This window comes from Sphingomonas kyeonggiensis, from assembly GCF_030812785.1.
Taxonomy (GTDB): Bacteria; Pseudomonadota; Alphaproteobacteria; order Sphingomonadales; family Sphingomonadaceae; genus Sphingomonas; species Sphingomonas kyeonggiensis_B.
In genome coordinates, this window is the sequence record NZ_JAUSTJ010000003.1 from 170,907 (window position 1) to 196,526 (window position 25,620).

Sequence of the window (25,620 nt, forward strand, 5' to 3'; positions counted from 1 at the left end):
CCCCGCGCCTCAGCAAAAGGGGTGGCGGGGGCAGAACCAGGCAAGCGCCGGATAGAAGCTGCGCTCCCCGAGCAGGTCGTCGGGATAGTCGGGCAGGTCGCGGGCGAGTTCGGCGGCATGGTCGAGCAGCGCGAGCAGTGCCGTGCGGGCAGCCTCGATCTCGGCCTCGGAAGCCTTTTCCTCGGCCAGGATCCGGCCCGCCTGCGCCGTCATCTCCCGCAGCCTGGCATCGGCGCCGTCGCCGAAATGCCGGCCCATCGCTGCGGCATGATCGAATGCCGCCCCGAACAGATAGTCGCCTATGCTTCCAGCCGCAGATGCCATCGCCGGCCCCCTTGCGAGACGGGCGCCAGTCTACGCCTGTGGGGGCTTCAAGACAATCGGGCGGGGCTCAGCGCCGCATGCCGATCCAGATCACCGCCTCGGTCGCTGCTGCCACGCCGGTGTCGAGCAGCTTCTGGAAGTGGCCGCCGGGCAGGTGCGCCGCGGAGCGATCATGATGTTCCTGCTCCTCGGCCAGTATGTCGGTGAGGATGAGGACCGCTGCGGGATCGCTGGCGGAAAGCGCCGCGATCTGCTGGGCCATGTGCCGAAGCACCACGCGCTCGATCGCGACGGTGGTGGCGGAGATCGCATGCCGGCCGAGCAGACCGGTGAGCGTACCGAGCAGTGTGCCCAGTGTCGCGCAGACCGGGTAGCTCAGGCAGCGCGGCTGGCCGCGGCGCGCGAGCTCGGCGGCGAACAGCGCGCGGTGGCGCATCTCGTGCGCGATGTATTCGTCGATCTCGGAAAGCAGGTCGGGCGCCGTCCAGCGGGCGAGCCGGCGCTGTGCCCGATAGACGCAGACCGCACCATGCTCGCCGGCATGATCGACGCGCAGCACCCGGTCGCCCAGCGTCTCGCCGGGTGCCAGGCGTGCGGTCAGCTTAGCGGACGCGCGGGCCGCCAAAGGGCAGCGGGGGCGGCGGGCGGCGGTCGCGGCGGGGCAGCTGGGCCTGATAGGCATGGCCGCAATGATCGACACAGTAGGGGAAGCCCGGGTTCACCTTGTCGCCGCAGAAGTGGAAGTCCGGCTCGCCCGGGTGACCGATCGGCCATTTGCAGATCTTGTCGTTGAGATCGAGCAGGCTGGTCTTGCCGGCGATCGCCTCGCTCGGCTTGGCGGGGACGAGTCGGCGCGGCGGGGCCGGCGCGATCGGCGGGGTCTGCTCGCCCGGGTTCTGGCGCACGAAGCCGCCGGGGCCGACCGAGCGGAGCACCGGGCCTTCGCGCTTGGGCGCGGGCGCGGGCGCATCGGTATCGTCATCGTCCGATTCGGGGGCGGGTGCAGGCGCGCGCGGTGCGGCAGCGGCCGGCGCCACCGAAGCGGTCGGCGCGGGCGTCGGGCGCGGCGCGGGGGCCGGCTTGGGCTCGGCGGCGGCCTTGGGCTCGTTGGGCTTCACCGGCGACGGACGCGCGGGAAGACCCAGGCGGTGCGCCTTGCCGATCACGGCATTGCGACTCACCCCGCCCAGTTCCTCGGCGATCTGGGTTGCGGTCAGCCCGCTGTCCCACATCTTCTTCAGCGTATCGATCCGCTCTTCGGTCCAGCTCAAAACTTCTCTTCCTTCACCTTGCAGGCGGCCCGTGCAGCGGTTACGCGAACGCGCGATGAGCAGCCAGCCTGAATTCGGTCAACAGCTCCCCGAGCCCGGCGTTCCGGTTATCCGCAACGTCAACTGGGGAGGTTTGCGCACCCTCTATATCAAGGAGGTGCGCCGTTTCTTCAAGGTGCAGCTCCAGACGATATGGGCGCCGGCGATTTCGCAGCTCCTGCTGATGGTGGTGTTCACCACGGCTTTGGGCTCGCGCGGGGCGGTGCATCTGGGCGGAACGGAGGTGCCGTTCGCCGCCTTCATCGCGCCCGGCCTGGTCGTGATGGGCATGCTCAACAACGCCTTCGCCAATTCGAGCTTCTCGCTGCTCGTCGGCAAAATCCAGGGCACGATCGTCGATTATCTGATGCCGCCGCTCTCCACCGCGGAGCTGCTCGCGGCGATGGTCGGCGGGGCGGTGACGCGCGCCTTCATGGTCGGCGGCACAGTGTGGCTGGCGATGCTGCTGTATCTCGGCACCGCGGCAGTGCCGGTGCAGCCTTGGGCGGTGCTGTGGTTCGGCCTGCTCGGCTCGGTGCTGCTCTCGTTCCTCGGCGTGCTGACCTCGATCTGGGCGGAGAAGTTCGATCACAGCGCCGCGGTGACCAATTTCGTCGTCGCGCCGCTCGCTTTGCTCTCGGGCACCTTCTATTCGGTCGAGCGCCTCGCGCCTGCCTTCCAGGTGGTCAGCCACGCCAACCCGTTCTTCTACATCATCTCGGGCTTCCGCTACGGCTTCCTCGGCGTCGCCGATTCGCCGATCCTGATCGGCAGCCTGGTGATCCTGGCGCTCGACGTGGTGCTGGGCTTCCTCTGCTACGCGCTGCTGCGCAAGGGCTGGAAGATCAAGAATTAGGCTGTCCGACATGCAAGTTTCCCCTCCCTGCAAGGGAGGGGCTAGGGGTGGGTTAGAAAAGGCCGGGCTCGATGCCCGGCCTTTTCTTTCTCCGCAACCGTCGCGCCGAGCTCGCTACGCTCGCCACCCACCCCCGACCCCTCCCTTGCAGGGAGGGGAGCAGAAGGCGCGATAACGCCCCGGCATGCCCCTCGCCGAAACGATTATTGACCTCTCCCGGCCACCCCTCGTAAACACCCGCCTCGGGCGGTCCCGAAAGGCCGCCCTTTGTCGTTTCTGGAGTCTCGTTTCGAGCTTTTCCCAAGGAGGTACGTTCCCATGACCATCACCCCGCTCATGCCCGTCTACCCGCGGTGCGCAGTGCGGCCGGTGCGAGGCGAGGGCGTGTATCTCTATGGCGAGCGCGGCGAGCAGTATCTCGACTTCGCCGCGGGCATCGCGGTCAACGCGCTCGGCCATGGTCATCCGCATCTGACCAAGGTGCTCCAGGACCAGGTCGCCACGCTGATGCACGTGTCGAACCTCTACGGCTCGCCCCAGGGCGAGGCGCTGGCCCAGCGGATCATCGACGTCAGCTTCGCCGACACGGTGTTCTTCACGAACAGCGGCGTCGAGGCGATCGAGTGCGCGATCAAGACCGCGCGCCGCTATCATTACGTCAACGGCAACCCGCAGCGTCACAAGCTGATCACCTTCAAGAACGCCTTCCACGGCCGTTCGATCGGCGCGATCTCGGCGACGGACCAGGCCAAGATGCGGGACGGATTCGAACCGCTGCTGCCGGGCTTCGACTATGTGAAGTTCAACGACCTCGAAGGCGCGCTCGCCAAGATCGACGGCGAGACTGCCGGCTTCCTGGTCGAGACGGTGCAGGGCGAGGGCGGGATGACCGCGGGTACCCAGGAGTTCATCCAGGGCCTGCGCAAGGCGTGCGACGAGCATGGCCTGCTGCTCATCCTCGACGAGATCCAGTGCGGCTATGGCCGCACCGGCAAGATGTGGGCCTATGAGCATTACGGCATCACGCCCGACATCATGACCGTCGCCAAGGGCATCGGCGGCGGCTTCCCGCTCGGCGCCTGCCTCGCCACCGAGGAAGCGGCCAAGGGCATGGTGATCGGCACCCATGGCTCGACCTATGGCGGCAACCCGCTCGCGATGGCGGCCGGCTCGGCGGTGCTCGACGTGATGCTCGAGCCCGATTTCCTGCCGCATGTCGAGAAGATGGGCGACCGCCTGCGCCAGGCGTTCGAGCAGATGATCCCGAACCATGATCACCTGTTCGAGGAGATCCGCGGCAAGGGGCTGATGCTCGGCATCAAGATGAAGGACACGGTGGTGAGCCGCGACTTCGTGGCGCATCTGCGCGACAATCACGGGCTGCTGACGGTTGCCGCCGGCGAGAACGTGTTCCGCGTGCTGCCGCCGCTGGTGATCAACGAGGATCACATCGCCGAGTGCATCGAGCGCCTGAGCGAAGGCGCGCGTTCCTTCGCGCCGCCGAGCGATGATTGACTTCAATTCCTCCCTCGCGAAGCGGGGGAGGGGGACCATGCGCAGCATGGTGGAGGGGGCACCTCCACGGGCTGTGACGCTTGGGGCGATGCCCCCTCCGTCACGTTTCGCGTGCCACCTCCCCCGCTGCGCGAGGGAGGATTTTCGATGACCCGCCATTTCCTTGATCTGTCCGACGCCGGCACCGCCGGCATCCAGGCGATGCTCGACGATGCGATCGCGCGGAAGAAGGCCCGTGCCGGCTGGACCAAGGGCAGGGTCGATGCCGACGCCCCGCTCGCCGGCCATGTCCTCGCGATGGTGTTCGAGAAGAACTCGACCCGAACGAGGGTCTCGTTCGACATGGCGATCCGCCAGCTCGGCGGCACCTCGATCGTGATGGATGCCGGCTCGATGCAGCTCGGCCGCGGCGAGACGATCGCCGATACCGCGCGCATCCTGTCGGGCTATTGCGACGCGATCATGATCCGCACCGACGATCACCAGAAGGTGGTCGACATGGCGAAGTACGCCTCGGTGCCGGTGATCAACGGCCTCACCGACGCCTCGCACCCCTGCCAGATCATGGCGGACATGGAGACGATCCTCGAGGCCGGCTTCGCGCTGCCGGGGCTCAAGGTCGCCTGGCTGGGTGACGGCAACAATGTCCTCGCCTCGATCATGGAAGCTGGCGGGCTGATGGGCTTCGACGTGGTCGCGGCCTGCCCGCAGGGCTATCAGCCGACCGACGAAGACCTTGCCCGCGGCAAGGGCCGGGCCAGGGTGGTCGGCGATCCGCGCGAGGCGGTGGAAGGTGCCGACATCATCGTCACCGATACCTGGATCTCGATGGGCCAGGCCCATGCCGAGGCCAAGCTCGCCGCGATGATGCCCTTCCAGGTGACCGAGGCGCTGATGGCCGCGGCCAAGCCGAATGCCCGCTTCCTCCACTGCCTGCCCGCCCACCGCGGCGAGGAAGTGGTCGATGCGGTGATCGACGGGCCCCAGTCGCTGATCTGGCAGGAGGCGGAGAACCGTCTCCACGCCCAGAAGGCGGTGCTGCGCTGGTGCTTCGGGCAGATCGGCTGAGACGAAGGTGGCCGCGACCGGGTTCGCGGCTGTCCTCCCTGGCATGATGGTCCCCGCCGCGCGGCAGTCCGCGTGGCGCGCGAGTTGTCTTGGGCCCGCGACGCCCTACATAGCCGGCAACTTTCCGAAAATAAGTGCCACCCACGGCATCCCGGCCTAAACGCCGGGCAGCGAGGATATCGACGTGACCAACACTGCCCCCCCCACCGATCTCGATCGCGTGATCGGCTTCACCATTCCCGGCCGCCACACCCGTGGCCGCGTTGCGCGGCTGGGGCCGGTGCTCGACGAGATCCTGTCGGCGCACGCCTATCCGCCGCAGATCGAGCGGCTGCTTGCCGAGGCGCTGACCCTCACCGCGCTGCTCGGCTCCACGCTCAAGCAGGCCGAGGGGCAGATGACGCTCCAGGCGCAGAGCCAGGGCGGCATCGTCAGCCTGCTGGTGTGCGACTACAAGGACGGCGAGTTGCGCGGCTATGTGCAGTTCGACGCGCTGCGCCTGTCGCAGCTCGGCAAGAATCCGTCGCTGTTCGCGCTGTTCCACAAGGGCCATCTGGCGATCACCTTCGACCAGGTGACCACCAAGGAGCGCTACCAGGGCATCGTGCCGCTCGACGCCGGCACGCTGGGCGAGGCGGCGCAGAGCTACTTCCTCCAGTCGGAGCAGATCCCCAGCCTGGTGCGGCTGGGCGCGCAGCGCGACAAGGAAAGCGGCAAGTGGATCGGCGGCGGTCTGTTCCTCCAGCATCTGCCGGAGGGCGAGGCGGGGCGCGAGCGGCTGCACGTGCGGCTCGACCATCCCGAATGGCAGCATGTCGAGGCGCTGGGCTCGACCATGGGCGTCGACGAGCTCGCCGATGCGGCGATCCCGCTCGAATCGCTCATCTGGCGGCTGTTCAACGAGGAGGAAGAAGTGCGCGTCCTCAGCGGTGCGGACCTGTCGCGCGGCTGCCGCTGCGATCCGGGCTACATCACCGAGGTGCTCGCCAAGTTCCCCGAAGCGGAGCGGGCGGAGATGGCGGACGAGCATGGCGTGATCAGCGTCGACTGCGCCTTCTGCTCGAAGAAATTCCCGGTGCGGCTCGAGGATTTCGTTCCGCCGGCGTTGTAATTCGCGCCCCTTGCGCCATATCGGTGCGAAGGGGCGCGAACCTTCGGGTTCGTGACGGGAGGACGTTGCGCATGTTGTTCGGGCGTATGATGTGCGTGGCAATCGCCGCCGCATCGCTGTTTCTCGTGAATGACGGGCCTGCCGCGGCCCGGCGCTCCGGCGCGCAATCGGCGCTGTCGCAGATCGAGCGCGGCCAGTGGCTGCTCAAGGAGAAGCTGGGCGCCGAGCGCAAGATCTGCTTCACCGGCCCTAACAGCTTCATCCAGCTCGGCCACGGCCCCATTCCCTGCGAGCAGTTCGTCGTCGCGCAGGACCAGCGCGCCTCGACGATCCGCTATACCTGCGCCGGCCACGGCCTGGGCCGCACCACGATCACGGTGGAAACGCCGCGGCTCGTGCGGATCGACACCCAGGGCGTGCTCGACGGCTCGCCGTTCGACCAGGAATATGAGGCGCGCAAGGTCGGCACCTGCAGCTGAACGGGGCTTAACCCTTATTTCATGGCTGCCGCGCTACCGTGGCGCTGCTCCTAGTGAGCACTTTCCTCTCTGGCATGGGTTTTCCCAACAACTGGGCCGCTTCCGGGCGGCCCATTTTGCGTCTGCCCCAGCTGCCGCCTATTTTGCCTTGCAGCATGAATCGGGCTAGGGGCCTGCGATGACTGACAGCGTTGCAATTGTGCTGGTTTCCGGCGGCCTCGATTCGATGATCTCGGCCGCGCTCGCGCGTGAGGCGGGGCACCGGCTGTTCGCCCTTTCTTTCGACTATAACCAGCGCCACCAGGTCGAGCTGGCCGCCGCGCGCCGGATCGCCACCGCGCTGGGCGCCGAGCGCCATATCGTGATGCCGATGGACCTGCGGGCGTTCGGCGGTTCCGCGCTCACCGCCGATATCGACGTGCCGAAGACCGGGGTGGGGGAGGATATCCCCGTCACCTATGTGCCGGCGCGCAACACGATCTTCCTCAGCCTGGCGCTTGGCTGGGCCGAGGCTTCGGGCGCCCGCGACATCTATATCGGCGTCAACGCGCTCGATTATTCGGGCTATCCCGATTGCCGCCCCGAGTTCATCGAAGGCTTCGAGAAGCTCGCCGAGCTGGCGACCAAGGCGGGCGTGGAGGGCGAGCCCTTTCATATCCGCGCGCCGCTCCAGCACATGACCAAGGCCGATATCGTGCGCGAGGGCACGCGGCTCGGGCTCGACCTGGGGCTCAGCTGGTCCTGCTACGATCCGGCGCCGGGCGGCCTGCATTGCGGGCTGTGCGACAGTTGCCGCCTGCGCGCCCGGGGCTTCGAGGAAGCCGGCGTGCCCGATCCGACGCACTACGCCGTCAAGCCGTAAGGGCCTGGCGATGACCTACAGCGTCAAGGAGATGTTCCTCACCCTGCAGGGCGAGGGCGTGAATGCCGGCGCGCGCGCCGTGTTCGTCCGCTTTGCCGGCTGCAACCTGTGGACCGGCCGCGAGCAGGACCGGGCCAGCGCGATCTGCCAGTTCTGCGACACCGAATTCGTCGGCACCGACGGGCTGGGCGGCGGCAAGTTCGCCACGGCGGAGGCTCTGGTCGATGCGGTGGAGGGTTTCTGGGGCGAGGGGACGGAGAAGCGCTTCGTCGTGCTCACCGGGGGCGAGCCGATGCTGCAGGTCGACGATGCGCTGGTCGATGCGCTCCACGCCCGAGCTTTCCGCATCGCGATCGAGAGCAATGGCACGCTTCCCGCGCATCCCGGCATCGACTGGGTGTGCATCAGCCCCAAGGCGGGCAGCGAAGTCGTCCAGCGCTCGGGCGACGAATTGAAGCTGGTCTGGCCACAGGTCGGCACCGATGTCGAGGCGATCGAGGGCTGGGACTTCGCCAACTTCCTGATCCAGCCGATGGACAGCGTTGCGGCGCAGGAGAATATCGAGGCGGCGATCGCCTTCGCGATGGCCCGGCCGAAATGGCGACTGACCTTGCAGACGCACAAGATGCTGGGGCTGCGGTAAACTACACGGCTGCCGTAAGCTTAAACCGTCATCCCGTCGCCCTTCTCGTCATCCCGGCGAAAGCCGGGATCTCAAGCGATGGCGCGGACGGCAGGACAAGAGCCGCACGAGATCCCGGCTTTCGCCGGGATGACGGAAATAGGTTCGGGATGAAGTTGGAATCGCTCCGCTCAATCGAGCAGCAGCGGCCCGCATTTCTTGACCTGGTACATGCCCTTCTTCCAGCACTTGTCGTTGCCGAACGGCGGCATCTTCACGCCGTACATGCCGGTGACGACATAGCCCTGCGGACGATATTGCTCGCCCCACGGGCCCAGGCTGGCGCGAAGTTCCTTGATGCGGTCCTGCGCCAGCTCGCTGAACTTGCCGGCCTTCACGAACACGGCATCATGGCCGATTGAGGCGGCAGTCTGGCAGAAAGAGAGCTGCCCCTGAACAGTCGAGAAGCCCGAGTAGATGCGGGTGCCGTACTTGTCGAGCTCTAGCTGGCCCTGCTTCTTGTTCTTGTACGTTCTTGCAAAATATTTCTCGAGCGTAGCGTATGAATCCCGCAGCTCGATCGCGTGATCCTTGATCAGCGAATTGTAATTGTCGACCGACAACAGGGTCGGCTCGAACTGGCACTGGAGCGCGGCGACGTTGAGCGCTGCGCGCAGGTTCCAGGCGAGCGCGGCGCGCAGCTCGTCGGCGGTGGCGCCGGGCAGCGCCGGGCCGGTCATGCCGGGCTCGGTGCCGTTGACGCGGCCGCTCTCGAGATTGGCCGGCTTGAGGAAGAACTGCGCCGAAGCCGGTGCAGAGACGAACAGGCCGAGCCCCCCGGCCAACCCAAGTGCGATACGCGATGCGAGCATGTTGCCCTCGAAAACTACCAATTGACCCCGTGGGCACGGGGTTACGGGTTTACGAGTCCGCGTTGAAGCCCTTTTTTACCATGAGCCGTGCCATCCCGGCATTTCATCGCAAAAGCGGAAACGAAAAAGGCCGCCCGGTCGCCCGGACGGCCCTTTCACAACACCCTAAACGGGCGCGCTTGCTTAGTGCGCGGCGTTGGTGGTGGTGTTGGTCTCGACGGTGGTGGTGTTCTCGACAACAGCGCCGTTCTCGGTGGCGGCGGCGTCGATGTTGGTCACCATGGTGTCGGTGGTGGTGACGTTCTCGGTCGGAACGACTTCGGTGGTGTTGGTCACGTTGGTCGACTCGTTGCTGGTGCACGCCGAGGCCAGGAGGGCCGCGCCGGCGATCATCGAACCTGCAACGATCTTCGAAATGACTGCACGCATGTAGAAAGCTCCCTAGATTATGGATCTGGATTACGGATAGCCGTTTAATACCCAAACCGAAGTGGACATTAGACGGTTCGGGCAAACCCCTCAAGACTCGAAATTTGACCTCGGCTAGGAGAGAGCCTCCAAAAATGGCGAAAATGTGGCACGAAGCGCCGAATCGAATTGCCCGGGCGTGACCGGCTTGCCCAGCGCCTCGGCACTCGTGACCGGGAATTCGGCGATGCCACAGGGGACGATGCCGTTGAAATCATTGAGGTTCGGCGACAGGTTCACCGCGAAGCCGTGCATCGTCACCCATTGCCGGATGCGCACCCCGATCGCGCCGATCTTGGCTTCCTGGCCCGCCTGATCGAGCGTCCAGATGCCGATCCGGCCTTCGGCACGGAACGCCTCTATGCCCAGCTCGGCCAGTGCCGCGATCACCCAGCCTTCGACGGCATGGACATAGCCGCGGACGTCGCGCTTCCGGTCTCGCAGGTCCATCATCAGATAGCCGATGCGCTGGCCCGGGCCGTGATAGGTGTAGCGCCCGCCGCGCCCGGTGCGGAACACCGGGAAGCGCGTCGTGTCGACCAGCTCGCTCGCGTCGGTGGCGCTGGTGCCGGCGGTGTAGACGGGCGGGTGCTCGAGCAGCCAGATCCGCTCGGGCGCGGTTCCGGCGGTGAGCGCGGCGACATGCGCCTCCATCTCGGCGAGGGCGGCGCCATATTCGATCGGCTCCGGCGCGACCCGCCATTCGATATCCTTGGTCATGGGCGGGAATTGCGCATGCCGGGGCGATTCCGCAAGCATTGGCAACAGATTGTCCGCCCGCTAACACCGCTCCGATAAGGGAGGCACGGGTCGCATGGCGAAGATGGGGACCGTCTGGGATCGGACGGCGGAGTTTCTGAGCGACAATCTGGGCGCGATCCTGCCCGTGGCGCTGCTCGCCTTCTTCGTGCCCGCCTCGATCGAAGGCAGCTTCCAGGCGGCCAAGACCGGGGCGGGGCCGGCGCTGGTCCTGTCGCTCTATCTCGTCCAGATCGCCTTCGGCATCCTCTCGATCTGGGGATCGCTGACCATCGCGGCGATGGCACTCGACATGGCCGATGTCCGCGCCGCCGGGCGGATCGGGCGCGAGCGGCTGCTGCCGGCGCTCGCCGTCTCGGTGCTGATCTTCGCGGCGATGCTCGTGCTGGCACTGCCGGTGCCGCTGGTGCTGCAGCTGGGCGGCTATGACCTGATGGAGATCGCGCGCGGCAACGCCGTCTCGCTCAGCCCGCAGATCGCCGGGGGCATCGCGCTTTACGGGCTGGTCGCGCTCGGCCTGATCCTGTGGCTCGGCGCCCGGCTGTTCGTCACCAATCCGGTGATCGTGCGCGAGAAGCGGATGTTCTCGGCGCTGCGCCAGTCGTGGAAGCTCACCCGCGGCATGACCTGGCGGATCATCGGCGTGATCCTGCTCTTCGCCCTGGTCTCCTGGGTGTCGATCCTCGCCGCCAACCTGGTGTTCGGCAGCATCTTCACGCTCGTCGCCGGCGGACCGGCGGACGGCATCTCGCTCGCCGGAGTGCTCACCTCGGTGGTCGTCGCGGCGGTGCAGACCGGCTTCACCGTGCTGGTCCCCGCCTTCACCGCCAAGCTCTATCTTGCGCTGACCGCCGAGGCGGGGCTGCGCGAAGGCGTGCTGCGCGCATGAGCCTCACCAGCCGCGGCATCTTCCTCGATGCCGTCACCCTGTGGCGCGCCGAGCGCTCCCTGCTCGTGCCCGTCGCCGGCCTGTTCTTCGTCGCGCCGATGCTGGGCGCCGCGCTGCTCCTTGGCGGGCTCGACCTGCCCGCGACCGAGGATCCGGAGAAGCTGCGTGCGGCTTTCATGGCCTTCTACACGGCGCATCTGCTGCCGATCCTGGCGATCAACCTCGTCATCGATTTCGGCTGCTTCGCGATCTTCAACCTCTATCTCCAGGGCGGCGGACGCACGCTGGGCGAAGTGCTGCTGCTCGCGCTCCGGCGCTTTCCGGCCTTCTTCGTGCTCAACCTGATCGCCGGGCTGCTCTTCTCGTTCGGCCTGTCGCTGTTCGTGATCCCCGGCCTGTTCGTGCTGGCGCGGACCTGGCTCGCCGGGCCGGCACTTGCCGCCGATCCGGGCGCCGGCGTGCTCGGGGCGTTCCGCGAAGGCTGGCGGCGCAGCGGCGGCGTGACCGGCTTCGCGCTGATCGGGCTTGCCTCGATGGTGTTCTTCCTGGCCTTCGGGCTGGTGATCCTCACCGGCGGCATCCTGGGCACGATCGCCGGGCTGGCCGGTGGTGCCCAGGCGGTCACGATCGTCTCCTACCTCGCCACCGCGCTGTTCGGCGGCGCGGCCTGGACCGGGCTCGCGCTGATCCGCATCGCCGCCTATCGGCTCGGCGGCGCACCCAAACAGGGAATCTGAGGCGCGGCATCCGCCGCCAGCACGCCCGCCAGCCGCGGATCGGCGAAGGTCTCCACCGTGCGCTTGTAAGGCACGAAGCCATGCTTGCGGTAGAAGCCGAGCGCGCCCGGCGAATCGAGCGTGCAGGTATGCACCCAGACGCGGCTGACCCCCGGCCGCCAGGCCAGCATCAGCGCATGCGCCATCAGCCAGCCGCCATGCCCCTTGCCGGCCAGCTCGGGGACCAGCCCGACGAACCCCAGCTCGCAGGTCGCCTCCGCGCGGAAATCGAGCTCGAGCATGCCGACCTCGATGCCGCCCCGGTCGACCACCGCATGCACCCACACCTCGGGATCGTGAATGATCGCGGTCAGCCGGGCATCGTCCATCACCAGCCGCGAGAACCATAGCCAGGGCTCGCCGACGCGGCGGAACAGCGCGCGGTACTTGGCCGGGTCGGGCGCGTTCCAGCGCACCAGCCGCAGCGGCGAATCGGGCAGGGGCCGCGGCAGGGGTTTCGCCAGCATCTCGAGCGCGGTGACGACCGTGGCGATCTGGTCGTCCGCGACCGGGATCAGGCCCATCTCAGCTCCACGCCGCCATCGGCGGCAGGCTCATCAGGATCGCGTCGATATTGCCGCCGGTCTTCAGGCCGAACAGCGTCCCCCGGTCGTAGATCAGATTGAACTCGGCATAGCGGCCGCGCCATTCGAACTGGCGCTGCTTGTCCTCCGCGGTGAAGTCCATCCCCATGCGCTTGCGGACGAGGCGCGGGAACACATCGAGGAACGCCCGGCCGACATCCTGGGTGAAGGCGAAGTCCGCCTCCCAGTCGCTTTCCAGATGGTCGTAGAAGATCCCGCCCACGCCGCGATGCGTCTTGCGGTGGGGGATGTAGAAATACTCGTCCGCCCATTGCTTGAAGCGCGGATAATGCTCCGGGTCGTGCGCGCCGCATGCGGCCTTGAGCGCGGCATGGAATTCGGCGGTGTCCTCGTCATAGGGCATGGGCGGGTTGAGGTCCGCGCCGCCGCCGAACCAGCGCTTGGTCGTGGTCAGGAAGCGGGTGTTCATGTGCACCGCCGGCACATGCGGATTGGCCATGTGCGCGACTAGGCTGACGCCGGTGGCGAAGAATTGCGGGTCCTCGCCGGCACCGTGGATCGACTTGGCGAAGTCGCCCTCCAGGCTGCCGCCAACGGTGGAGACGTTGACCCCCACCTTCTCGAACACCTTGCCCTTCATCACCCCGCGCACGCCGCCGCCGCCCGGCTCGCCGCTCGGGTCGGTGCGATCCCAGGCGATATACTCGAACTTCGCGTCCGATCCCACCTCGGCCTCGATCGCCTCGAATTCGGTGCAGATCGCGGTGCGCAGGCTTTCGAACCACGCCCGGGCGCGCTGCTGCTGGTCGTCGAGCTCGATCATTGCGGGGGGAATCCATTGGTCTGGCGCAGCGCCTCGGCGAGCGAGATGCCCGCCGACACGGCAAGGTTGAGCGAGCGCAGGCCCGTGCGGATCGGGATGCGCACCGCAAGGTCGGCGCGTTCATGGACATAATCGGGCGCGCCGCGGCTTTCCGAACCGAACAGCAGCGTGTCGCCCGGCTGGAACACCGCCTCGGTCAGCGGGATCGATCCGCGCGTGGTGAACAGGATCACCCGCCCGGGCAGTTTTTCGGCGAATGCGTGGAAATCGGCATGGCGCGCCACGTCCGCCGCGCCGCCATAATCCATCGCCGCCCGGCGGAATGCCGCGTCGTTCCAGCCGAATCCCATCGGCTCGATCAGATCGACGGGCGTATCGAAGCACGCGCCCAGGCGCAACACGGCGCCGACGTTGCCGGCAATATCGGGTTCGAACAGGGCTAGTCGCATGGCCTTGCTCCTAGCGTTCTATTCCCTTGCGTAACAAGCCGCTGAAAAAGCCTGTTGCGGAAGCGAGGGACCGCCGTCTATCACCTCGGCGCGCCTATTCGGGGGACATCGAAGGGCAACGAGGGGGCCCTTAGCGCCCGTGTAAGCGTCACGTCCTACCCGCGCGTTCGTCGCGGTAAGTTCGAAGTGCAAGGGGTAAACATGGCAATTGAAGCCGATCTGGCCGGTCCCGAGAATCCCCGTCGCCGCGATTACCTCCAATATGCCGCCGTTTCGGTGGCAGCGGTGGGTGCGGGCGTCGTGGTGTTCCCGCTGGTCAATTCGATGAACCCGTCGGCCGACGTCCTCGCGCAGTCCTCCACCGAGGTGGACCTGTCGAAGATCGAGCCGGGCCAGGCGATCAAGACCAGCTTCCGCAAGCAGCCTTTGTTCGTGCGCAATCTGACGCCGAAGGAAATCGCCGAGGCGGATGCGGTGCCGGTCTCGGCCCTGCGCGATCCGCAGACGCTCGAGCAGCGCACGGCGAAGGGCCACACCAACTGGCTGATCACGCTGGGCGTGTGCACCCATCTCGGCTGCGTGCCGCTGGGCGCGGGCGAGGGCGAGAATCGCGGTCCGTTCGGCGGCTATTTCTGCCCCTGCCACGGTTCGGCCTATGACACTGCCGGTCGCATCCGCCAGGGTCCCGCCCCGAAGAACCTCGAGGTTCCAAAATATAATTTCACGTCCGACACCGTCGTCGTGGTTGGGTGAGGATTAGAGCGCGATGAGCTTTCCCTGGGCCAAACATTATGAGCCGAAGAATCCGGTGATGCAGTGGGTGGATTCCCGTCTGCCCCTGCCGCGCTTCGTCTACAACGCCGTCGGCGCCGGTTATCCGGTGCCGCGCAATCTCAACTATTGGTGGAACTTCGGCGTGCTCGCCGGGGTGGCGCTGGTCTGCCAGCTGATCACCGGCATCGTGCTGGCGATGCACTTCCATTCGTCGGCTGCGAGCGCCTTCGATTCGGTCAATGTCGGCATCATGCGCGACGTGAACGCAGGCTGGTTCCTGCGTTTCGCCCACGCCAACGGCGCCTCGATGTTCTTCGTGGTGATCTACATCCACATGTTCCGCGGCCTTTATTACGGGTCGTACAAGGCGCCGCGCGAGATGGTGTGGCTGCTCGGCGTGGTGATCTTCCTGCTGCTGATGGCCACCGCCTTCATGGGCTATGTGCTCCCCTGGGGGCAGATGAGCTTCTGGGGCGCGCAGGTGATCACCGGCTTCTTCTCGGCGATCCCCGTGGTCGGCGACTGGGTCCGCGTCTGGCTGCTCGGCGGCTATGCGCCGGACGATGCCGCGCTCAACCGCTTCTTCTCGCTCCACTATCTGCTGCCCTTCGTGATCGCGGGCGCCGTGATCCTGCACATCTGGGCGCTCCACATCCCGGGCTCGTCGAACCCGACCGGCGTGGAAGTGAAGGGCGAGCAGGATACCGTGCCGTTCCACCCGTACTACACGGCGAAGGACGGCCTGGGCGTGGTGGTGTTCCTGATCCTGTTCTCGGTGCTGATCTTCTTCGCGCCGGACTATCTGGGCCACCCGGACAACTACATCCCGGCCAACCCGCTCTCCACCCCCGCGCACATCGTCCCCGAATGGTATTTCTGGCCGTTCTACGCGATCCTGCGCGCCTTCACCGCGGACTTCATCCTGCCGGCGAAGCTGTGGGGCGTGCTGGCGATGTTCGGCTCGATCCTGCTGCTGTTCTTCCTGCCCTGGCTCGACAAGTCGCCGGTGCGCTCGGGCTCGTACCGCCCGATGTACAAGGTGGCGTTCTGGGTGCTGGTGGTCGACGTGCTGGTGCTCGGCTATTGCGGCGGCTCTCCGGCCGAGCCGCTCTACGTGATCCTCAGCCAGATCGCGGCGGCCTATTACTTCGCGCACTTCCTGATCATCGTGCCGATCATCTCGCACCTCGAGACGCCGAAGCCGCTGCCGGGCTCGATCACCGAGGCCGTGCTGACCAAGACCGGCGCGTAAGGGGGACCAGGAACAATGACTTCACTGTTCATCAAATCGATCAAGTTCCTGGTCGGTGGTGGCTTCATCCTCGTGCTGCTGATCGCGCTCTATGGCTCGGTCTGGGGCGTGATCAACGAGCCGGCCGCCGAAACCGCCGAGCATGCGATGCACAAGCATCCCAAGGAGCTGAAGCTCGCCTCGGACGGGCCGCTCGGCAAGTTCGACCTGCGCCAGCTGCAGCGCGGCTTCCTCGTCTACAAGGAAGTCTGCTCGGCCTGCCACTCGCTCAACCTGGTCTCGTTCCGCAATCTGAAGGATCTCGGCTATAGCGATGCCGAGGTGAAGAAGATCGCCAAGGACTGGGCGATCAAGCAGCCGGTGTTCGACGAGAAGGGCGGCACCTGGGGCGAGCGCGACAATGTGCCGTCGGACCGTTTCCCGAAGGTCTATTATCCGGGCACCGGCACCCCGCCGGACCTCAGCCTGATCACCAAGGCGCGGCATGACGGCGCGGCCTATGTCCACTCGCTGCTGACCGGCTACAACGAAAAGCCCTCGGCCGAGGCGCTGGCGCACTTCCCGGACTTCGCCAAGACGCCCGACGGGATGCACTTCAACCCGTATTTCGCGAACCTCAACATCGCGATGCCGCCGCCCCTCACCCAGGACGGCCAGGTCCAGTATTCGGACGGCACCCGCGCAACGGTGGACCAGATGTCGACCGACGTGGCCGCCTTCCTGGTTTGGACCGCCGAGCCGACCCTCCAGACGCGCCGCACGGCCGGCTGGGCGGTGCTCGCCTTCCTCATCGTGCTGGGCTTCCTGACCTATGGTGCCTATCGCTCGGTCTGGGCAGGCGTTAAGCACTGATCCCGCTCCGGCGGTAAATGCCGATCAATCTGGATCCCGCCCCGGCTCGGCCTGGGCGGGATTCCTGTGTTTAAAGGGCCCGTTTCGATGAATGACGACATCCGGCAGCGTATCCGGACGATCCCCGACTTCCCCAAGCCGGGCATCATGTTCCGCGACATCACCACGCTGCTGCTCGATGCCGAGGGGCTGAAGCTGACCATCGACCGGATGGCCGAGGCCGTTGACGGCCCGGTCGACCTGGTCGCCGGGATCGAGGCGCGCGGCTTCCTGTTCGGCGCGGCGCTGGCGGTGAAGCTCGGCGCGGGCATGCTGCTGGTCCGCAAGGACGGCAAGCTTCCGGGCGCGACGATCGCCGAGGATTATGCGCTCGAGTACGGCACCGACCGGATCGCCATCCATGCCGATGCGCTGGCGCCGGGCGCCCGCGTGCTGCTGGTCGACGACCTGATCGCCACGGGCGGCACCGCCCGCACCGCGGTCCGCCTGCTGCGCAAGGCCGGGGCCGAAGTCACCCAGGCGGCCTTCGTGGTCGACCTGCCCGAACTGGGCGGCGCCGACGCGCTGCGCGGCGACGGGATCCACGTCCATTCGCTGGTGGCGTTCGACGGGCATTGAAGCGCCTGAGAGCCGACAATTTCTTTCCCCGGCGAAGGCCGGGGCCCAGACTTGAAAGTCACGCGCCTTGGCGCGTCTTCGCCGCGCACGCTTAGTCTGGGCCCCGGCCTTCGCCGGGGAAAAGCTCTATGGCGGAGTCAGGCCTGGGGTCTTCTCCGCATCAGCGCCAGCGCGACAAACCGCAGCACCGGCTCGTCATGCTGGTTGTAGGTGGTCGTCTGGGTCCGCATGCTGCCCATCTCGGGCCGGCTGCGCGACGGCTTCACCTCGAGGATCTCGCTCTCGCAGCGCAGCACGTCGCCGGGATAGACCGGCTTGAGCCAGCGCAGCTCGTCCACGCCCGCCGCGCCCAGGCTGGCCTGGGGATTCACCCCCATCTCGGCGACGAACATCGACATGGTCATCGCGCAGGTGTGCCAGCCGCTCGCCGCGAGCCGGCCGAAATGCGTCTGCGCCGCCGCCTCGTCGGAAAGATGGAAGGGCTGGGGGTCGTACTTCCGCGCAAAGTCGAGCACTTCCTCGCGCGTGACCTCATACCGGCCGAAGCTCCGCTTCGTGCCGACTTGCATATCGTCCAGATAGAGCATGGGATCAGTTTCGGATGAAAACGTAGTTTTGGCAAGTGTCCTGTGCTGCTCCCCGGCGAAAGCCGGGGCCCAGGGTTTCTCTGCCGACTCGCTTGTGACCCTGGGCCCCGGCTTTCGCCGGGGAACCGAAAATCACCTGCGCAGCACATCCCGGAACGGCGCATCGCTGCCGTCCACCCCGGCCTTGGCCGGCAGGCCGATCAGGTCGCGCAGCAGCGGATAGACGTCGACATTGGTGAAGGCGGGCAGCACCGCCTGCTTGAACGCCGGGCCGTTGGCGATGAACAAGGCGCGCATCTCGGGCGACATGTTGTCGAAGCCGTGATTGCCGCCGCTCTCGCCGGCCCTGCCGGGCTTGTCGCTAACCGACCAGCCGGTCTCGGCCAGGCAGAGGATCGCCGGGATGCGGGCATTGGTGCCATAGTGGAAGCGCGCCGGGATCTCGCTTTTGCGCCAGCATTCATAATGGTCGTGCTTGCCGAGCAGCGCCTTCTCGACCTTGGCTTCCTTGCCGGGCGCCGGAGTCAGGCTGAGATAGGGGCCGGCCTCGACCAGGTGGTAGTCCTCGGGCGCCAGGCCGGTGGTGGCGACCACGGTCCGCTCGCCGCTGGTCGCCGCCATGCCATGATCGGCGACGATGACGAGGTTAGCCGGCTGGCCGAGCCCGGCGAGCCCGTCGACCAGCTGGCCGACCAGCTGGTCGACATCGGCCACCGCCGCGGTGGTGCGCTGGTCGTCCGGGCCGTACATATGGCCGGCGCTGTCGACCGTGTCGAAATAGAGCGTCAGGAATTTCGGCCGGGTCGCGGCGGGGCGGCGCAGCCAGTCGATCAGCGCGTTGACCCGCTGCTCGCCGGTGATCACCTGGTTGAACTGCGCCCAGTCGCTCGGCCGGGTGCCGCCCTGCATCTCATAGGGCCATTTGTCGGCCTTCCTGCCGCCGATCGCGACGTTCGATCCCGGCCAGAACTCGGTGCCGGTACGGATGCCCGCCTTCTCGGCGTCCACCCAGATCGGATCGGCCGCGTTCCACCAGAACGGGTCGTCGCTCTGCATGGTGAAGACTTCCTTGGGCCGCGCGGCATCCTCCATCTTGTTGGCGGTGATGCCGTGATGGTCCGGATACATGCCGGTCACCAGCGTCCAGTGGTTGGGGAAGGTCTTGGACGGGAAGCTCGGATGCATCGGCGCGGTGACGCCGCCCGCGGCCAGGCGCGAGAGATTGGGCGTCACGCCGCGATCCAGATAGTCGCTGCGGAAGCCGTCGATCGAGACGAGGATCGTCACCGGGGCACGCTGTTCGGCGACCGGGGCGGGTGCGGCGGCGGGCGGCGGGGCCGCCACCGGCGCGGTCGCGCAGGCCTGGAGGACAGCGGCAAGCGCCGCGGCGGCGATCTTCGAATACCAGCGCATGGGCGGCCCCCTGACAGCGAAATGTTGCGGGGGTAAGTCGTTACATCCCCAGGCCCAGCCGGGCAAACAACGTGTAGCTGAACGGCGCCCTGCCATAGGCGGCATCGAGCGCATCCGGCTTGGCATAGGTTGCAAGCGATCCGCCCAGCGCCACCTCGCCCTTGTCGGACAGCGGGATGCGATAGGCATAGCCCGCCTCGAACCGCGTCACCCGGAACTTGGTGTCGTGCAGCGGATCGGCATGGTCGGGGAACAGCTCGTCATTGGCGACGTTCTCGACCCGGCCGAACAGGCTGTGATGCCTGCTCAGGTCCCAGTTCGCCTCCGCGATCCAGGCGGTCAACGTGTCGCCGGGCACCCGGTCCTTGGCCGAGAAGGCGAGCAGCGCGGAGACGCCCTTGCCGCCATATTGCACGCTCGCGGTGGTGCGGTTCTCGTCCTGGCCGGCGTGCATCTCCTCGGGATCCTTCAGCCGGCCATGGCTCGCCTGCACGACCCAGTTCGGCGAGGGCGTCCAGGTCGCGCGCAGGCTCCAGCTGTCGAGCTTGGGGCTCTCGATGTCCCAGCGCTTCTCGTCCGGCTCGCGCCCGCGGAACGCCGATGCCTCGAGCTGCACGCCATTGGTGTAGAGGCCGCCGGTCACCACCCCATAGGTGATGTGCGTGCTGTCGAACCAATGGTGCGAGATCGGCGACAGCGGCAGATAGCGCGCCGACTTGCGGTGGACGAAGGCCGAGGGTCCCAGCGCCGGCTCGCCCACCGGCCCGCCATAGACGAAGCCGGAAATGCCTCCGCCCAGCGGCACGTCGAGCCGGGCGGTCAGCTCCATGAACAGGTCGTGCGGGTGCTGGCGGTCGATCAGCGGCTCGCCATGCGCGGTCTCGCCGCTGGCGAACAAATTGGGATAGCCGCGCTGGCCGTTCACCGCGTCGAGGCTGCCCATCACGTCGAAGGTCAGCTTCGTCCCGTCCCCCCAGCGCCGCTGCGCCTGGAACATCGCCATGTTCGCCGTGTAGGTGGCATTGTCGCCGCGCGGCCCGCCCTGGTCGGTATAGGCCAAAGTCGCCGAACCCATCGCCATCAGCATCCAGTCGCCGGTCATCACATGGAAGCCGCCGTTCATCCCGTCCGAGACCGGCAGGCGCGAGGTGCCCGATCCGATCGCGCTGTTCGCCGCGCCGGCTGGGGTAGAGGAATCCTGCCCGTCCATCCCCGGCATGTCGTGCATCGAATGATCCTGCGGCGCAGGCGCGGGGGTGGGGGCAGGCATGGCGTGGCCGCTATGATCCTGCGGCGCAGGCGTAGGCGTCGGAGCGGGCGCCGGCATGTCCATGCCCGGCATCGAATGCCCGCTATGATCCTGCGCGAAGGCAGCGGGGGACGTCAGCAGCGCGGCGGTGGTGAGGAGCAGCTTCTTCATGGTTACATTCCCATCGCGGCCGGCCGGGCGAGCATCCACAGCCCCATGCCGATCATGAACAGATTTTCGGTCAGCGAGACGAAGCCCAGCGGCACGCTGCTGCTCCCGCCGACACAGGCGCACTTCAGCGTGCGCCGGTCGACATAGACGGCCTTGAACACTGAGATCGCACCGATCCCGCCGATGGTCAGCCCCAGCGGCGCCGCGAACCAGGTCAGTGCGCCCGCAGCCATCAGCACGCCCGCCAGCGCCTCCAGGAACGGATAGGCATAGGCATAGGGCACCCAGCGCCGGGCGAGCAGGTCGTAGTTCAGGAACATCGACGAGAATTTCTCGACGTCCTGCAGCTTGAGCATCGCCAGCACGCACATGCTGAAGCTGACGAACCACTCCGCCGCACGCACCGTGAAGGGCGTGCCCGAAACCGCGAAGCTCGCCGCCATCGCCAGCGCCGCAGTCATCGCGAACAGCGCGATCACCGGCTGGTAGCTGGTCGCACCCGGCTCGATCACCTTCCCGCCGAAGAAGCGGGTCAGGTCGTCATTCCCGCCGATCCGCTTGCCGTCGATGAAGGTCTGCGGCGTGGTCTTCACGCCATGCTCGGCCTTGAATGCGTCGGTCTCCGCCCGCGTCGTCAGCCAATGGTCATCGACCGTATAGCCGTGCCGCTCCAGCTGCCATTTGGACTTGAGTCCATAGGGGCAGACATGATCGGGCATCACCATCCGGTAGAGCGTCGCGCGCTTTGCATTCCCTGTCATGTGCGCCCATATAGGGTCCGTACCATGGTACGGAGTCAAGGCATGTCATTGACGATCGGGAAATTGGCCGAAGCGGGCGGCGTCGGCGTGGAGACGGTCCGTTATTATCAGCGGCGCGGCATGCTGGCGGAGCCCGAGCGCGGCTATCATGGCGGGGTGCGCCGCTATGGCGAGGGCGATCTGCGGCGCCTCAGGTTCATCCGCTCTGCCCAGGCCGCCGGCTTCACCCTCGAGCAGATCGCCGAGTTGCTCGATCTCGACGCCCGCGACGACCGCCCCCGCGCCCGTGCGCTGGCCCGCGAGCAGATCGAAGTGCTCGACCGCAAGATCGCCGAGCTCACCGCCGCCCGCGACGCGCTGGGCAAGCTCGCCCATGAATGCGGCAAGGGCGGCGCCGGGCCGTGCCCGATCCTGGCTGCGTTCGAAACGGGGTAATCCAGCGATTGCCTCGTCAATGATATTATGTATCATTGCATCATGAACCTGCTCCGGCTCGGCCTGCTCGCTCCGCTTTGGCTCCTCTCCAGCGCCCAGACGGCACCTGATCCACAGGTCATCGGCTTCCCGAGCGCAGTGGTGGAGGCGCATCGTCTTTCGGGCAGCACGACCGTCATCGTGCCCCCGTCGAGACATGCGGGCCAGGTCGAGCTTCAGGTCATGATCGATGCCGCCGGCAAGGTCAGCGATGTCCGGGCGGACAAGTCGGCCGGCGATTTCGGCGATCCCGCACCGGCGATCGCGGCGGCGCGGCAATGGACCTTCCGTCCCTTCGAATATCGCGGTCGCCCGGTAGCCGCGCTCGCCACCATGTGGGTCGATTACCGGTTCGGGCCGGCATGGGCCGATCCGCAGGCGGCCTTCCCGGCGATCGATTACGACACGCTGCGCATCGAGCTCAGCCGGAGCGCCTGTTTCGGCCCGTGTCCTGTCTATACCGTCTCGATCGCCGGCGATGGCACGGTGACCTATCGCGACGATTCCGATGAGGAAGGGGCCGGGGTGGTGCACCGCATCTTCAATCGCAACGGCACCTTGGTATCCGGCACGCACCACGCGAAGATCGATCGCGCCGCGCTGGACGGGCTGATCGAGAAATTCCGCGCCGCGCGCTTCTTCGGGCTGAAGAAGGAATATCAGGCGCCGATCACCGACAGCCCCACTTATGCGCTCCGCTTCTCCACCGGGGCACAAAGCATGGAGGTGGTCGATTATGTCGGCCGCATGGTCGACATGCCCGAGGCCGTGACCGCGCTGGAGGAGGAAGTCGATCGCGTATCGGGCAGCGCGCGCTGGGTGAAGGGCGACGAGACGACGCTGCCGGCGCTTCTGGCCGAAGGGCTCGACCCGCATTCCCTCGCTGCTGCCGACCTGGCCCTTGGAGTGCACGGGCCAGGTGGCGATGCGGTGGTGCTGGGCCTGCTGGCGGCTGGCATGCCTCTCGATCGGATGGTCAGGGGTGCGCAAGCGCCCAAGGCGGAGCCGCTCGGCTTGAGCCTGCTGGCAACGGCCTTGCAGGACGCCAGGCCTAAGGTGGCGCTGGCGCTGATCGAACGCGGCTGGTTGACGAAGATGCCCGTGCCTCAGCGCATGGCGCTTTTCGCACAAACCGCCGGCGGTTGTGATCCCGCGGTGGCTAGGGCGATGGTCGCGGCTGGCGTGGATCCCAATGCGCGCATTCCGGCCACCGAGGATTTCGGCTTTCTCGATGGCGGCAGCACGGCGCTGCACGTTGCCCGCACCCGCTATTCGGCGTGCAGGGAACTGGAGGATCGCGGCCCGCTGGTCCGTGCGCTGATCGCGCTCGGCGCCGATCCCAATGCGGCCGATGGGGAAGGGGAGACGCCGATCTACGGCATCGAGGATCCCGACCTGCTCGCCACCTTCCTTGCTTCAGGCGCACGCACGGATGTGAAGGACCAGAACGGCAACGGCCCCGCATTCGGCAGCTGGACCGATCTGATCGCGCTGATGCTGCTGGAGGCCGGCGCCGATCCCCGTGGCAAGGAGGATGGCAAGACGCTGCCGATGATTGCCAAGGAGAAGAACATGCCTGCCACCCGCGCCTGGCTCGAAGCGCACGGCATCCGCTAACCCGCCGTTCATTTCACCGTCGGCACGATGGCACGAAAGAGGGAGGGGTGCATGCGGGTTCTGCTCGGATTGGTGCTGCTGCTGGCGACGCCGGCAATGGCGCAGGACAGGCTTTCCCTCGCTCCCGGAACCGAGACCGCCTCGGACGGCAGCACCGTCCGCTACGAAGCCGGCGCGATCGAGGTGCCCGAGAACCGCACCAAGCCCGACAGCCGCAAGATCAGGGTCGGCGTGCTGCGCATCAAGGCGGCGAAGGACATCGGCCAGCCGCCGATCTTCCTGCTCGTCGGCGGCCCCGGCGTCACCCTGCTCGACACGCTGGGCGATCCCAGCCCGCTCGCGAAGCGCCGGCTGCGCATGTGGCTCGACCATGCCGAGACCAACGACCTGGTGATCGTCGAGCAGCGTGGGTACACGCTGCGCGGCGACATGCTCGAGCTGCGCTATCCCGCGGCCCTGCTCGACCGGCCCAGCCGCATCGAGGACGATATCGCGGTGACCCGCAAGCTGGCCGAAGGCGCAGCGGCGGCCAATCCGGGGCACGACCTGACCGGCTACACCATCGCCGAATGCGCTGACGATGTGGACTCGGTGCGCCGCGCCTTGGGCTATCCGCGGATCAGCCTCACCGCCGCGAGCTTCGGCTCGCAATGGGCCTTTGCCGTGCTGAAGCGCCATCCGGGCACCGTCGCGCGGGGACTGATCTCGTTGGTCGAGCCGCTCGCCAACGGCTACGACATGCCTGCCCAGGTCTTTGCGGTGATGCAGCGCGTCGCCTTCGAGGCGGAGCAGGGCCCGGCGCTCCGGCCCTTCATCCCGCAAGGCGGGCTGATCGCGGCGGCGCGAACCGTGCGCGACCGCTTCGCCAAGGGCCCGGTGACCGTCGAGGTGCCCGGCACCGGCAAGGTCGTGCTCGGGCTCGGCGACTTCCAGCGCGCGCTGCTCAGCCATGTCACCGATGCGAGCCGCTGGCCGGCCTTCGTGATCGATGCCTATAACGGCCGCTACCAGGCTTGGGCGGCGGAGGAAGTGGAAAGCCGCAAGGCGAGCACCGCCTCGCTGATCGGCCCGCTGATCGATACCGCCACCGGAGTCACCGCCGCGCGCTGGGCGCAGATCCAGACCGATCCCGCGCTCGACATGCTCGGCCCGTGGAACTTCGCCGCCTATGCCGCCACTGCCGATCTCTGGCCCACCGCCGATCTGGGCGACGCCTTCCGCCTGCCGGTGCGCGACGAGACGCCGATCCTGTTCGTCCAGGGCGATTGGGACGCCAATACCCCGGTCGAGAATCTCGTCGACGTGCTGCCCTGGTTCCCCAATGCCCGCGCGCTGATCGTCCATCGCGGCCAGCACAATGGCCGGCTGCTGCGCGATCGTCCCGATCTCGATGCGGCGACGATGCGCTTCCTGCGCGACGGGACGATGCCGGCGCTGCCGGGCCGGGTCGATGCCGCGCCGGTCAAGTTCGCGCTGCCGGCCTCCACCGGCTGAACCAGCGCGCGATCAGCAGGGCGGCGAGCGGGAAGACGATCGCATAGCCGAGGACGCCGATCATCCGCAGGGCCATCACCCCGGTGATCGGCCCCAGCCAGCCGAGCAACGCCAGCCCGCCGCTGGCGATCAGCAGCAGCCGGATCGTCCGTTCGTCCCCCGCGCCACGGAACGCAGGCGCCATCAGCAGCACGGCGACGGCGAAGAACCCGTCCCAGGCGATGATGTCGAGCGCATAGGGTAGCGAGGGCCAGGCGAACGAATCCTCCACCCCCAGCATCAGGATCGACAGGTGCACCACGCTGGTCAGCGCCAGCGCGGCGGCCATGAAGGGAAGCGCCAGCCGCGTGAATCGCGGCCCCTGTCCGGTGCCGCGCACCGCCGCGGCCAGCCCGAGCAGGAACGGCACGAGCAGCAGGATCAGCACTTCCATCATGCCGAACCAGGGCTGGCCGATGGGCGCGCCGGACACGGGCAGGGCGATCAGCCCGATCGCCATTACCAGCGCGTAGAGCAGGCCCAGCCCGGCCACCCCATATCCGGAGATCATGCCCATCAGGCGGAGGATTCGCGCGGGGGATCGCTGCATGGCGCCATCTCACCCGCACGCCGCCGCAAGCGCAAGCCGAA

30 protein-coding genes are annotated in these 25,620 nt (G+C 67.2%); 16 read left to right on the plus strand and 14 right to left on the minus strand.

Translation table 11 applies throughout. The annotated features are described in order from the left end of the window. Positions 1 to 9: 9 nt before the first annotated feature. The 3 genes from J2W22_RS18600 to J2W22_RS18610 form a co-directional block, all read right to left on the minus strand. Entirely contained in the window at positions 10 to 324 is a 315-nt protein-coding gene (locus tag J2W22_RS18600) for a hypothetical protein (RefSeq protein WP_307119772.1), read from the minus strand. A 67-nt stretch (positions 325 to 391) separates the two neighbouring features. Beyond that, positions 392 to 949 carry a demethoxyubiquinone hydroxylase family protein gene (locus J2W22_RS18605; protein ID WP_307119773.1) on the minus strand — a complete coding sequence of 186 codons (558 nt, stop codon included), beginning with the start codon at positions 947 to 949 and terminating at the stop codon, positions 392 to 394. Beyond that, entirely contained in the window at positions 927 to 1,595 is a 669-nt protein-coding gene (locus tag J2W22_RS18610) for a GcrA family cell cycle regulator (protein WP_307119774.1), read from the minus strand. The genes J2W22_RS18605 and J2W22_RS18610 overlap by 23 nt, the downstream gene beginning before the upstream one ends. Positions 1,596 to 1,650: 55 nt before the next feature. Here J2W22_RS18610 and J2W22_RS18615 point away from each other — a divergent pair, with 55 nt between their 5' ends. The 7 genes from J2W22_RS18615 to queE all read left to right on the plus strand — a co-directional run bounded on the left by J2W22_RS18615 (position 1,651) and on the right by queE (position 8,168). Next, positions 1,651 to 2,490, plus strand: coding sequence for an ABC transporter permease (locus tag J2W22_RS18615; protein ID WP_307119775.1), 840 nt, complete (start codon positions 1,651 to 1,653; stop codon positions 2,488 to 2,490). 318 nt (positions 2,491 to 2,808) lie between these two features. Beyond that, entirely contained in the window at positions 2,809 to 4,005 is a 1,197-nt protein-coding gene (locus tag J2W22_RS18620; protein WP_307119776.1) for an aspartate aminotransferase family protein, read from the plus strand. A gap of 147 nt (positions 4,006 to 4,152) precedes the next feature. Continuing rightward, a complete protein-coding gene (gene argF / locus J2W22_RS18625) occupies positions 4,153 to 5,073 on the plus strand; it encodes an ornithine carbamoyltransferase (protein ID WP_307119777.1) in 921 nt (306 codons plus the stop codon). Positions 5,074 to 5,257: 184 nt separating this feature from the next. Continuing rightward, on the plus strand, positions 5,258 to 6,184 hold the full coding sequence (hslO, locus tag J2W22_RS18630) for an Hsp33 family molecular chaperone HslO (RefSeq protein WP_307119778.1): 927 nt from the start codon (positions 5,258 to 5,260) through the stop codon (positions 6,182 to 6,184). Between the two features lie 71 nt (positions 6,185 to 6,255). Next, positions 6,256 to 6,663 carry a hypothetical protein gene (locus tag J2W22_RS18635; RefSeq protein WP_307119779.1) on the plus strand — a complete coding sequence of 136 codons (408 nt, stop codon included), beginning with the start codon at positions 6,256 to 6,258 and terminating at the stop codon, positions 6,661 to 6,663. A gap of 178 nt (positions 6,664 to 6,841) precedes the next feature. After that, a complete protein-coding gene (gene queC, locus J2W22_RS18640; RefSeq protein ID WP_307119780.1) occupies positions 6,842 to 7,525 on the plus strand; it encodes a 7-cyano-7-deazaguanine synthase QueC in 684 nt (227 codons plus the stop codon). 10 nt (positions 7,526 to 7,535) lie between these two features. Continuing rightward, positions 7,536 to 8,168, plus strand: a complete 633-nt coding sequence (queE, locus tag J2W22_RS18645; RefSeq protein ID WP_307119781.1) for a 7-carboxy-7-deazaguanine synthase — start codon at positions 7,536 to 7,538, stop codon at positions 8,166 to 8,168. A gap of 170 nt (positions 8,169 to 8,338) precedes the next feature. Here the strand turns inward: queE and J2W22_RS18650 are convergent, their stop codons facing one another. From J2W22_RS18650 to lipB, 3 genes are all read right to left on the minus strand, one after another. Then, complete coding sequence (locus J2W22_RS18650) at positions 8,339 to 9,019, minus strand: hypothetical protein (protein ID WP_307119782.1); 681 nt, start codon at positions 9,017 to 9,019, stop codon at positions 8,339 to 8,341. Positions 9,020 to 9,202: 183 nt separating this feature from the next. Then, positions 9,203 to 9,448 carry a hypothetical protein gene (locus J2W22_RS18655; protein WP_307119783.1) on the minus strand — a complete coding sequence of 82 codons (246 nt, stop codon included), beginning with the start codon at positions 9,446 to 9,448 and terminating at the stop codon, positions 9,203 to 9,205. A gap of 114 nt (positions 9,449 to 9,562) precedes the next feature. Further along, positions 9,563 to 10,207: a lipoyl(octanoyl) transferase LipB gene (lipB, locus tag J2W22_RS18660; RefSeq protein ID WP_307119784.1), complete on the minus strand. Its 645-nt coding sequence runs from the start codon at positions 10,205 to 10,207 to the stop codon at positions 9,563 to 9,565. A gap of 94 nt (positions 10,208 to 10,301) precedes the next feature. On the opposite strand from lipB, the gene J2W22_RS18665 reads away from it, so the two are divergent. After that, on the plus strand, positions 10,302 to 11,135 hold the full coding sequence (locus tag J2W22_RS18665) for a glycerophosphoryl diester phosphodiesterase membrane domain-containing protein (protein WP_307119785.1): 834 nt from the start codon (positions 10,302 to 10,304) through the stop codon (positions 11,133 to 11,135). Beyond that, a complete protein-coding gene (locus tag J2W22_RS18670) occupies positions 11,132 to 11,872 on the plus strand; it encodes a hypothetical protein (RefSeq protein ID WP_307119786.1) in 741 nt (246 codons plus the stop codon). The genes J2W22_RS18665 and J2W22_RS18670 overlap by 4 nt, the downstream gene beginning before the upstream one ends. Here J2W22_RS18670 and J2W22_RS18675 read toward each other — a convergent pair. From J2W22_RS18675 to J2W22_RS18685, 3 genes are read right to left on the minus strand one after another with little or no spacing between them, the layout of a single operon-like run. Beyond that, positions 11,836 to 12,435, minus strand: coding sequence for a GNAT family N-acetyltransferase (locus tag J2W22_RS18675; RefSeq protein ID WP_307119787.1), 600 nt, complete (start codon positions 12,433 to 12,435; stop codon positions 11,836 to 11,838). The genes J2W22_RS18670 and J2W22_RS18675 overlap by 37 nt on opposite strands. Before the next feature lies 1 nt (position 12,436). Further along, positions 12,437 to 13,279: an oxygen-dependent coproporphyrinogen oxidase gene (gene hemF / locus J2W22_RS18680; protein ID WP_307119788.1), complete on the minus strand. Its 843-nt coding sequence runs from the start codon at positions 13,277 to 13,279 to the stop codon at positions 12,437 to 12,439. Further along, positions 13,276 to 13,728: a tRNA (cytidine(34)-2'-O)-methyltransferase gene (locus tag J2W22_RS18685; RefSeq protein ID WP_307119789.1), complete on the minus strand. Its 453-nt coding sequence runs from the start codon at positions 13,726 to 13,728 to the stop codon at positions 13,276 to 13,278. Before J2W22_RS18685 ends, hemF begins: the two co-directional genes overlap by 4 nt. Before the next feature lie 201 nt (positions 13,729 to 13,929). Here J2W22_RS18685 and petA point away from each other — a divergent pair, with 201 nt between their 5' ends. The 4 genes from petA to J2W22_RS18705 all read left to right on the plus strand — a co-directional run bounded on the left by petA (position 13,930) and on the right by J2W22_RS18705 (position 17,224). Continuing rightward, on the plus strand, positions 13,930 to 14,481 hold the full coding sequence (gene petA / locus J2W22_RS18690; protein ID WP_307119790.1) for a ubiquinol-cytochrome c reductase iron-sulfur subunit: 552 nt from the start codon (positions 13,930 to 13,932) through the stop codon (positions 14,479 to 14,481). A 13-nt stretch (positions 14,482 to 14,494) separates the two neighbouring features. Then, positions 14,495 to 15,754 (plus strand): cytochrome b, encoded by a 1,260-nt coding sequence (locus tag J2W22_RS18695; RefSeq protein ID WP_307119791.1) that lies wholly within the window; start codon positions 14,495 to 14,497, stop codon positions 15,752 to 15,754. Positions 15,755 to 15,769: 15 nt separating this feature from the next. Continuing rightward, entirely contained in the window at positions 15,770 to 16,606 is an 837-nt protein-coding gene (locus tag J2W22_RS18700) for a cytochrome c1 (protein ID WP_307119792.1), read from the plus strand. A gap of 87 nt (positions 16,607 to 16,693) precedes the next feature. Then, positions 16,694 to 17,224: an adenine phosphoribosyltransferase gene (locus tag J2W22_RS18705; protein WP_307119793.1), complete on the plus strand. Its 531-nt coding sequence runs from the start codon at positions 16,694 to 16,696 to the stop codon at positions 17,222 to 17,224. A gap of 137 nt (positions 17,225 to 17,361) precedes the next feature. On the opposite strand, the gene J2W22_RS18710 is transcribed toward J2W22_RS18705, so the two are convergent. The 4 genes from J2W22_RS18710 to J2W22_RS18725 all read right to left on the minus strand — a co-directional run bounded on the left by J2W22_RS18710 (position 17,362) and on the right by J2W22_RS18725 (position 21,405). Next, positions 17,362 to 17,811 carry a MaoC family dehydratase gene (locus tag J2W22_RS18710; RefSeq protein WP_307119794.1) on the minus strand — a complete coding sequence of 150 codons (450 nt, stop codon included), beginning with the start codon at positions 17,809 to 17,811 and terminating at the stop codon, positions 17,362 to 17,364. A 132-nt stretch (positions 17,812 to 17,943) separates the two neighbouring features. Beyond that, positions 17,944 to 19,224 carry an alkaline phosphatase family protein gene (locus tag J2W22_RS18715; protein ID WP_307119795.1) on the minus strand — a complete coding sequence of 427 codons (1,281 nt, stop codon included), beginning with the start codon at positions 19,222 to 19,224 and terminating at the stop codon, positions 17,944 to 17,946. Positions 19,225 to 19,264: 40 nt separating this feature from the next. After that, positions 19,265 to 20,644 (minus strand): hypothetical protein, encoded by a 1,380-nt coding sequence (locus J2W22_RS18720; protein WP_307119796.1) that lies wholly within the window; start codon positions 20,642 to 20,644, stop codon positions 19,265 to 19,267. Between the two features lie 2 nt (positions 20,645 to 20,646). Then, positions 20,647 to 21,405 carry a MauE/DoxX family redox-associated membrane protein gene (locus J2W22_RS18725; RefSeq protein ID WP_307119797.1) on the minus strand — a complete coding sequence of 253 codons (759 nt, stop codon included), beginning with the start codon at positions 21,403 to 21,405 and terminating at the stop codon, positions 20,647 to 20,649. A 42-nt stretch (positions 21,406 to 21,447) separates the two neighbouring features. Here J2W22_RS18725 and J2W22_RS18730 point away from each other — a divergent pair, with 42 nt between their 5' ends. From J2W22_RS18730 to J2W22_RS18740, 3 genes are read left to right on the plus strand one after another with little or no spacing between them, the layout of a single operon-like run. Beyond that, positions 21,448 to 21,840, plus strand: a complete 393-nt coding sequence (locus tag J2W22_RS18730; protein ID WP_307119798.1) for a MerR family transcriptional regulator — start codon at positions 21,448 to 21,450, stop codon at positions 21,838 to 21,840. A 42-nt stretch (positions 21,841 to 21,882) separates the two neighbouring features. After that, positions 21,883 to 23,496 carry a DUF6438 domain-containing protein gene (locus tag J2W22_RS18735; protein WP_307119799.1) on the plus strand — a complete coding sequence of 538 codons (1,614 nt, stop codon included), beginning with the start codon at positions 21,883 to 21,885 and terminating at the stop codon, positions 23,494 to 23,496. Between the two features lie 51 nt (positions 23,497 to 23,547). Continuing rightward, a complete protein-coding gene (locus tag J2W22_RS18740; protein ID WP_307119800.1) occupies positions 23,548 to 24,990 on the plus strand; it encodes an alpha/beta hydrolase in 1,443 nt (480 codons plus the stop codon). On the opposite strand, the gene J2W22_RS18745 is transcribed toward J2W22_RS18740, so the two are convergent. Beyond that, positions 24,959 to 25,579, minus strand: a complete 621-nt coding sequence (locus J2W22_RS18745) for a hypothetical protein (RefSeq protein ID WP_307119801.1) — start codon at positions 25,577 to 25,579, stop codon at positions 24,959 to 24,961. The two genes, J2W22_RS18740 and J2W22_RS18745, sit on opposite strands and share 32 nt — an antisense overlap. Between the last annotated feature and the right edge of the window lie 41 nt (positions 25,580 to 25,620).